Origin of the sequence: Rufibacter ruber (assembly GCF_001647275.1) — a bacterium.
Lineage (GTDB): Bacteria > Bacteroidota > Bacteroidia > Cytophagales > Hymenobacteraceae > Nibribacter > Nibribacter ruber_C.
Genome location: NZ_LRMM01000064.1, coordinates 22,827 through 30,917, shown reverse-complemented (window position 1 = coordinate 30,917; position 8,091 = coordinate 22,827). Strand labels below are relative to the sequence as shown.

11 protein-coding genes are annotated in these 8,091 nt (G+C 52.9%); 4 read left to right on the top strand and 7 right to left on the bottom strand.

Annotated features, from left to right (window positions below):
* Positions 1–59: 59 nt before the first annotated feature.
* Positions 60–545 carry an NUDIX domain-containing protein gene (locus tag A8O25_RS18390; RefSeq protein WP_066838010.1) on the bottom strand — a complete coding sequence of 162 codons (486 nt, stop codon included), beginning with the start codon at positions 543–545 and terminating at the stop codon, positions 60–62.
* 38 nt (positions 546–583) lie between these two features.
* On the opposite strand from A8O25_RS18390, the gene A8O25_RS18385 reads away from it, so the two are divergent.
* The 3 genes from A8O25_RS18385 to A8O25_RS18375 all read left to right on the top strand — a co-directional run bounded on the left by A8O25_RS18385 (position 584) and on the right by A8O25_RS18375 (position 3,093).
* Positions 584–1,033 carry a PaaI family thioesterase gene (locus tag A8O25_RS18385; RefSeq protein WP_066838007.1) on the top strand — a complete coding sequence of 150 codons (450 nt, stop codon included), beginning with the start codon at positions 584–586 and terminating at the stop codon, positions 1,031–1,033.
* Positions 1,034–1,042: 9 nt separating this feature from the next.
* Complete coding sequence (locus A8O25_RS18380) at positions 1,043–2,470, top strand: ATP-dependent DNA helicase (protein WP_066838005.1); 1,428 nt, start codon at positions 1,043–1,045, stop codon at positions 2,468–2,470.
* 170 nt (positions 2,471–2,640) lie between these two features.
* Positions 2,641–3,093, top strand: coding sequence for a DUF1573 domain-containing protein (locus tag A8O25_RS18375; RefSeq protein ID WP_066838003.1), 453 nt, complete (start codon positions 2,641–2,643; stop codon positions 3,091–3,093).
* Positions 3,094–3,187: 94 nt separating this feature from the next.
* Here the strand turns inward: A8O25_RS18375 and A8O25_RS18370 are convergent, their stop codons facing one another.
* The 5 genes from A8O25_RS18370 to A8O25_RS18350 form a co-directional block, all read right to left on the bottom strand.
* Positions 3,188–3,565, bottom strand: a complete 378-nt coding sequence (locus A8O25_RS18370; protein ID WP_066838026.1) for a DUF423 domain-containing protein — start codon at positions 3,563–3,565, stop codon at positions 3,188–3,190.
* Between the two features lie 9 nt (positions 3,566–3,574).
* Positions 3,575–4,264, bottom strand: coding sequence for a YggS family pyridoxal phosphate-dependent enzyme (locus A8O25_RS18365; protein WP_066838022.1), 690 nt, complete (start codon positions 4,262–4,264; stop codon positions 3,575–3,577).
* 38 nt (positions 4,265–4,302) lie between these two features.
* The gene (locus A8O25_RS18360; RefSeq protein WP_066838001.1) at positions 4,303–5,352 is read right to left on the bottom strand and encodes a vWA domain-containing protein; all 1,050 of its coding nucleotides are present in this window, start codon (positions 5,350–5,352) and stop codon (positions 4,303–4,305) included.
* A complete protein-coding gene (locus A8O25_RS18355; RefSeq protein ID WP_066837999.1) occupies positions 5,333–6,256 on the bottom strand; it encodes a hypothetical protein in 924 nt (307 codons plus the stop codon). Before A8O25_RS18355 ends, A8O25_RS18360 begins: the two co-directional genes overlap by 20 nt.
* Before the next feature lie 117 nt (positions 6,257–6,373).
* Positions 6,374–7,255: a DUF58 domain-containing protein gene (locus A8O25_RS18350; protein ID WP_066837997.1), complete on the bottom strand. Its 882-nt coding sequence runs from the start codon at positions 7,253–7,255 to the stop codon at positions 6,374–6,376.
* Between the two features lie 54 nt (positions 7,256–7,309).
* Between A8O25_RS18350 and A8O25_RS18345 the strand changes: the two genes are divergently transcribed.
* A complete protein-coding gene (locus A8O25_RS18345) occupies positions 7,310–7,690 on the top strand; it encodes a DUF4296 domain-containing protein (protein WP_066837995.1) in 381 nt (126 codons plus the stop codon).
* A 13-nt stretch (positions 7,691–7,703) separates the two neighbouring features.
* Here the strand turns inward: A8O25_RS18345 and A8O25_RS18340 are convergent, their stop codons facing one another.
* Entirely contained in the window at positions 7,704–8,042 is a 339-nt protein-coding gene (locus A8O25_RS18340; protein ID WP_066837991.1) for a tRNA-binding protein, read from the bottom strand.
* Positions 8,043–8,091: the final 49 nt, after the last annotated feature.

Genomic DNA, 8,091 nt, shown 5'->3' with positions numbered 1-8,091 from the left:
TAACCTGCTTTTCGGGTCGGGCTTTTCAGTTTAAACAGACAGCGAAAACAGCCGTTGCATCAATTCAGGAACGAGTGCCTGGGGATAAACAGGTCATCCAGGTTGACCAGGGCGTGCAGGAGGGGGTGCAGCTCCTCGCGCTGCAACTGGAACATCTCCCTGATGGTGAGGAGCCGCACCTCCTGGAGCAACTGCGCATCTAACGCCAGTTCCGGGTCAGTACCCAGGGCCAGTTCCCCCTGCACCAGTTTCACCTCAAAAAAGAGCTCCATGGCGTGCAGCGGGGGCTTCAGGAACTCATTGAGGTACAGGAAACGGCCAACTTCCACCTCCAGGCCGGTCTCCTCCCTGAACTCCCTGATCAGGCAGTCTTTCACCTTTTCCCCGTATTCCAAGCCGCCGCCCGGCGGAATCCAGAAGACACCATCGCCAAAGGCGGCCTTGTGGCGGGCCAACAGTAATTTATCTTCTAGTACTAAGAGTCCGCAGACCCTGATTCTGGTTTTAAAAGAATAAGCTTCCGCAAACGGATGTAGGTTCTCCATAAGTTGTAAGGCAGACGGCCGCGCCGTACTTTTGCCACATGCTTAAAACGTATAATCCTGAGTTCTCGAATACGATAAAAGAGAAACTCCGGCGACAATTTTACATGCAATTGCTGGGTTTTGAAATAGAAACCATAGAAGTAGGCAGAATTGAAGGCCGTTTACGGCTTGAGGAGAAGCATAAACAGCACAAAGGCTTTGTGCACGGCGGGGTTACGGCCACGCTGGCTGATATTGTGATGGGCTTTGCCGCCGTGAGTCTGGTGCCCGCAGATTACCACGTGGTCACCGCTGATTTGCGCGTCTCTTACCTGAACCCGGGCGTGGGAGAGGAGCTGGTAGCCAAAGGCTGGGTCTTGAAACAGGGCAGAAAGTTGAACTTTTGTGAGGCAGAAATCTTTAGTATAGATGGGCAGGGGCAGGAAACCCTCATTGCCAAGGCGTCTGCCACCATGGCCACCATAGAGCCGTCTTCCCAGCCCGCATAGCACAAACCCATGAGTCCAGCCGAAGCGCTTAAAGCCAATTTCCCGTTTGAACCCACCGCAGACCAGAGCCAGCTTTTTCATAAGCTGGAGCAGTTCATTCTGCGTAAAACCGGTCTGAAAGAGGTTTTCCTGCTCAAGGGGTTTGCCGGTACCGGTAAAACCACGGTGGTAAGTGCGCTGGTGAAGATCCTGAACCGGTTTGGGTACAAGTACGTGCTGCTGGCCCCCACCGGGCGGGCGGCCAAGGTCATGTCAACGTATTCTAAGAAGCCAGCCTCTACCATTCATAAGAAGATTTACAAGCAAACGGCCAATCCGTACGCAGAGGGGTTGTCTTTTGCCCGCCAGCCCAACAAGCAGGAGAACGTGGTCTACATTGTAGATGAGGCGTCTATGATCTCAGATGACAAAGCCTTTGGCGATAACGGGCTGTTGCAGGATCTCATCAACTACATCTTTGAGAATTCCAGCAATAAATTGCTGTTAATTGGAGACACGGCCCAGCTGCCCCCGGTCAACCAAACCCTCAGCCCCTCGTTAGATGCCGCCTACATGGCCAGCAACTTCAAGTGCCAGGTGCACCAGATGGAGATGCGGCAGGTTATGCGGCAAGCCGAGGAATCTGGTATTCTCATGAACGCCACCCGCCTGCGTAACGAGCTGGTGAAGGAGCAGCCGGAACCGGCCTTCAGAACCCGCGGCTTCAAAGACATCTTCCACATGAAAGGGGACAAGCTGGAAGACGGGCTGCGGTATGCCTATGACAAGTTCGGGATTGAGAACACCACCGTCATCTGCCGCTCCAACAAGAACGCCAACCTGTATAACCAGCACATCAGGCGTCAGATCTTCTTTGCCGAAGACGAGATTGGCGTGGGCGACTACCTCATGATTGTGCGCAACAACTACATGTGGCTGCCCAAAGAAAGCAGCATAGGGTTCATGGCCAACGGCGACTTTGTGGAAATCACCAAGATCATCAGGTTTGAAGAGATGTACGGCCTGCGCTTCGCGGATGTGAGGATACGGTTTGTTGACTACCCAGACGAGGAGGAGCTGGATACTAAGATCATGCTGGACACCCTTTACTCAGAGGCGCCCGCCCTGCCCGCAGACAAGAACAAGGAGCTGTACCAGCAGGTGCTGCAGGATTACCAGCACATCACCAGCAAACGGCAGCGCACCCTGGAGATGCGGCAAGACAAATACCTGAACGCCCTGCAGGTGAAATTCGCCTACGCCCTTACCTGCCACAAAGCGCAGGGCGGCCAATGGCAGGCGGTTTTTGTTGACCATGGCTTCCTGAAAGATGATACCACCAACCAGGAGTTTGCCCGTTGGCTGTATACCGCCGCCACCCGCGCCTCAGACCAGCTGTTTCTGGTGAATTTCAACAAGAAGCTGCTGGAAGATGTGGTGGCCGTAGAGGAGGAGTAAACAGGGATAGCTTCCAGTTCAATGAAAGAAGCTTGTTTTAGGTCTGTTTTCTGAAAAACAGGTCATAAACGCAAAACCTGGAAATACTTTACTGAGTGTCTTCCCGTTTTGATGAAATGAAATAGAGTGCAGTCTCTTACAGATATGCTTACCAGTTCAAGAAAAGAAAGATGAAAAAGTTCATTGGTGCCGCCTTGTTTTTGTTTGTGGCCGGGAGCGCGATGGCGCAAAGCACCCCCCCGCCGTCAGCCGCCGTGCCCAGTCGCTCAGACAGCTCCACCGTTTCCACGCCCGTGGTTCCCGCCGGACCTTCCATTGTCTTTGAGGAACAGAAATTTGACTTTGGAGACATCAGGCAGGGCGAGGTGGTGCAGCATACCTTCAGGTTCACCAACAACGGGAGCCAGCCCCTGGTCATTTCAAACGTACGTACCACCTGCGGCTGCACCGCCACTGATTACCCTAAGAAGCCGGTGATGCCAGGAGAAACGGCCTCCATCACCGCCAGGTTCAACAGTGCCGGTAAACGCGGGCAGCAGAACAAAGTCATTACCATTGATTCTAACGCTTTGCAAGGATCTACCCAGGTGCTGATCATTACCAAAGTAACCGCCGCAAATTAGCGTTTCTGGGCTGTTTTTTTGAAAACAAGCCAAAAACGCCCCTCTTGCCAAAGCAGGAGAGGCGTTTTTGGTGTTTGGAAAGGCGCAACTTCAATTACGGCAGATTCTTCGCCAGGACCCATACCAGGTTGAGCCAGCCACCAATCATGAACAGGCCGCCAATAGGGGTGATGGCCCCCATCCATTTTATGCCCGTGAGGCAGAGAATATAAAGCGAACCTGAGAATATCAGGATCCCGATTAAAAAGCAGAGGCCCGATAATTTTAGCCCTGTGGCTCCAGGGAACTGCGTCATCAGTATGCCTACCAGCAACAGGCCCAGGGCGTGGTACATCTGGTATTTGACCGCGGTTTCAAACGTGGCGGTACGGCCGCTTTCTGTTAGCATTTTGGCCAGGCCGTGCGCCCCAAAGGCGCCAATCATTACACCCAATCCGCTGATGAGGGCGCCAAGAAGTAAGATGGTTTTGATGCTCATGCGTTATAAAGTTACGGTTGCTGAATACTCTCTGTACCCAAAGATGGCGCTACCTACTCTGATCATGGTGCTGCCTTCGGCAATAGCCAGTTGGTAATCTGAGCTCATGCCCATTGAAATCTCCCTGAAGTGGTGGGCCTGGGGAAAGAATTCCTGCTTAAGTGTCTCAAAAATGTTTTTCAATGATTTGAACTCTCGCTGAAGCTGTGCCTGGTCCTGGGTGTTGGTGGCCACGCCCATCACCCCGCAGATCCTGACATGGGCCAGAGCCTGATACTCGTCTGACCGGAGCAGTGCCTGTGCCTCCTGTACATCCAGCCCAAATTTGCTTTCCTCTTCGGCAATGAAAAACTGTAGCAGGCAATTGATAACCCGGTCATGTTTCTGGGCCTGCCGGTTAATCTCCTGCAGGAGCTTCAGGCTGTCAACTGACTGTATGAGATGCACATAAGGGGCAATGTATTTCACCTTGTTGGTTTGCAGGTGCCCAATCATGTGCCATTCCACATCAGCCGGAAGATCAGGCTGCTTGGCCTTCATCTCCTGCGCTTTGTTTTCGCCAAAGGCACGCTGCCCCGCCTCGTACGCCTCCTTTATCAGCTCCACCGGGTGGGTTTTGGAGACGGCAATGAGCTGGCAATGGCTACCTTTCAGCTTTTCCTGGAAATCAAGTAGGTTCTCTTTTATAGACATGTAACAACAATCAGCAATGAACAATGGGCAAATCAAAATTAGTCTTCCAACGCGTTGGTCAGGAAGGTGTTCTTGAGCAGAAGCCACAGCAAAAGCAGCAGAATGGCCCAGCGCAAATATATCTGATAATAGTCACGGGTGTCACGGTAGCGGGTTTCTTTTACCTCTGTTTTTTCTAAAGCGTTAATTCTCTGGAAGATCTTTGAAAGGGCGTTGGCATCCTGAGCCCTGAAGAATTGCCCCTCTGCCAGAGAGGCCAGCTGCCGAAGCGTTTTCTCTTCCAGCCCGGTTTGCACAGTGATAGGGGCTCCTGTGGAATCTGTGCCCATCTGCACGGAGCCGTCGCGGCCAATGCCCACCGTGTAGAGCTTCAGTTGATACGCATGCGCCAGCTGCGCCGCCAGTTCCGGGTCAAGGCTGCCCGCGGTGTTTTCGCCGTCACTGATCAGGATGCAGACCTTTGATTTGGCTGTTGACTCCCGCAGCCGGTTAATAGCCACGGCCAGCGCACTTCCAATGGCGGTGCCGTCTTCTGAGATCATGTTCAGTTTGATGTCTTTGATACTCTCTTTCACCAGGCCGTAGTCGGTGGTCAAGGGTACCAGGGAAAAGGCCCTGCCGGCAAAGACCACAATCCCAATTCTGTCCTGCACGCGGCCGTTGACAAACTGCAGCGCCACCTCCTTAGCCGACTCTAGCCGGTTGGGGGAAAAGTCTGTCAGTTCCATGGAGCCGGAGACGTCCAGCACCAGCATGATGTCAATGCCCTCAGAGGTAAGTTCTACTGTCTCATCTGTTTTCTGTGGACGGGCCAGCGCCACCAGAATCAGCACCAGGAAAAGCCCGAAGATAAGGTCTGGGATGTAGCGCAGGGTACTAGTCCAGTGCCACGTGGCTTTGCCTTCAAAAAGGGCTACGTCCAGTTTTTTCCTGAACCTCAGGTGCAGCAGCCACCGCATCAGAAACAGCAGGGGTACAGCCGGCAGGGCATACAGGTAGACAGGGTTGGCCCAGTCATAAGACTGCCAGGCGCCCCAGGCAAACCAGCCGGGGCTGAGCCAGGAAAAATCAGCGGGTGTTTGCCACATTTCTAATGGAGTCTCTAATGGTTACGTAACGGTAGGCGGCAAAGGCGGCCAGCTGGGAGAGGGCATTGACCACCTCTGACTCGTCATCAGAAATGATGTTCCCGTAAATGGCCCGGTCACAGACCTTCAAGGTATTGGCCACCCGTTCATCATCGGCGTAGAAGGTAGTGATCTCTTTGGTGGTGAAAGAGCTGATTTCCTCGTCTTCCAGCTTGGTTAAGTAGTTCTTCCATAGGGTGATAGCCCGCTCCAGCGGTTCTAGGGTTTTAAGTCTCTTGAAGCGGTCTGTGGCAGTCTGGAACCGGTACTGGAATTGGCTCTGGTCTTTCTGAAGCACATATAATCTGTACCTGGTCCTGATGCTCTTCCCAAAGAGGCCCCAGATTCCGCCAAACAACACGCCGGCCGCTACCAGCCCCAGCCCCCAATACAGGTAGTTGAATTCTTCGGCAACGGGCAGCAGTTGGGTTGCAGACCGCAGGGGGAGCGGCTCAGGTAATGATTTTACGTGCTGGATGAGAAATACCGAGTCAGCGGGGGCGGTAAGGAGCAAGGTGTCTCCCTGAAAGAAAAGCCGGGCCTGCAGCTGCAACCGCTGCACGGGCTGCAACTGAAAGGTGCGCAGCACATACACGGTGCTGTCTGTGCTGCGGCCGTTGACGGTTCTGGTGGGGTAGAATTCCTTCCTGACCAGTTCAAAGGGCGTGAACGTGAACGTGGAGTCTGGAAACACCACCTCGGCCTGCGGGTCATGCTTTGAGAGCAGGATGTATTTGAGCGTCTTGCCCAGCTCCACTGAATCCCGCAGAAAGAACCCCTCTACGTTGATTCTGGGCAGCTGCGCCTGACTGATCAAAGGCAGGAGGAAGAGAAGAAGAAATATGTAATGTTTATTTTTGGTCAACAATGGTTGTTCCTTTCACTACTGGTTCAGACGCCACCCTGATTATTCTCGGCTGTTTTCGGCCTTGTTTTTCAAAAAGCAGGCGAAAACAGAAAAATCTACCTGCGTTAAAATGTTTTAGGCACTTCGTTTCATGATCTTGTTTCTGGCCCTGAACAGCTGTACAAGCTGCAGGGTATACTCCTGGTCTACATAAATGGGGAGAAAGTCTGCCTGGTACTGGCGGCAGAGCCTGGCCAGTTTCTCCTGGTTTTGGGCGTACGGCACCAGGTATTTTTCCCGGAACGCTTTGGAGGAGGTATTGATCCAGATGGTTTTGCCGGTTTCCTTGTCCAGCAGGGGCACAATGCCCAGGCCGGGGAAAGAGGTTTCGCGCTTGTCCATGAGTTGCAGCACCACCAGGTCGTGTTTTTTGGCCAGCATGGTCAATTCGCGGTCATAGTTGTTGTCTATGAAATCTGAGATCAGAATGATGATGCTCTTGCGCTTGACAACGTTCAACGCCAGCCTAATGCCCGCCCCTATGTCTGTTTTGGTAGACTGGGGCTGCAGTTCGGCCAGGGCTTTGATGAGCGAGTACGCATGTTCATTGCCTTTGCCGGGTTTAATGTACCGCTCTTTCACATCACTGAAGCAGATCATGCCCAGCTGGCTTCCCTGCTTGAGGGCAGCCAGGGCCAGAATGCCGCTGATCTCTTTGCCAATGTCAATCTTCTGTCCGCCGGGAATGCCCAGGGCCTGCGAGCCGCTCACGTCCAGCAGCAGGAACACGTTCTGCTCTTTTTCTTCGCGGTAGGTCTTCACAAAGGTGCCATGGCCCTTGGCCGTCACGTTCCAGTCAATGGAGCGCACGTCATCCCCGTACTGGTACGCCCGAACGTCATCAAATTCCAGGCCGGAGCTCTTGAACACAGATTTGAAGTCTCCCTGCATCTGGGAGTCAATTGCCTTTCTGATCTGTATCTCGTATTTTCGTAGCTTCCTGACCAAGTCTTTCATGCTTTGCGAAGTTTTGTGCAGCGTCTAAAATTACCTAATCTTACCGACAACCGCGTGAAAAAACGTCTTAGTGTCTTTTTGCTTTCCATTTTCCTGCTGGGGTGTACCCCTTCGCCAGAGAAGCCCGCTGACATGCTTCCAGAAGAGAAGATGACCAGCGTGATGATTGACATTCATCTGGCAGAGGCGCGGGTAAACAACCAGGTGCACCATCCAGACACCGCCCGCAAAGTCTTTAAGCTCCTGAGAAAGGGAATTCTTAAAAAGCACGGCGTCTCTGACAGCGCCTTTAAGCACAGCTATGACTTTTATCTTACTAACCCGGCAGCCATGGATAAATTGTATGAGAAGGTAATTGACAGCTTGAGTGCCCGGGAGGCCAAACTCACCCCGCAAGGGAAACCCCTTAAAGTTGAGCCGGTAACTGCCATCTGACCCGGGTACAGGGCTAGATAAGCTTTTTCCCGTTGGGCACCGCTGCCTGCGGCTGGGCTAACACAATATTCTTCTCTTCGTCTTCAAAGCCGGTTACCAGAATCTCTGACCGCCAGGGCCCAATCTGCTTGGGCGGGAAGTTGGTGACACAGATAACCTGTTGCCCCACCAGTTCTTCTAATTGGTACCTCTTGGTGATCTGCGCACTGGATTTTTTAATGCCCAGTTCCCCCAGGTCAACCCAAAGCTTATAGGCAGGTTTGCGCGCCTCAGGAAACGGTTCTGCCTGTACAATGGTGCCAACCCGCAGGTCTACGGCTTCAAACTGTTGCCACGTAATGGTATTCTCCATGGTTTTTGGCGCCCAAGTTAGAGGTTGGAGCGGTACCAGACAAATCTGG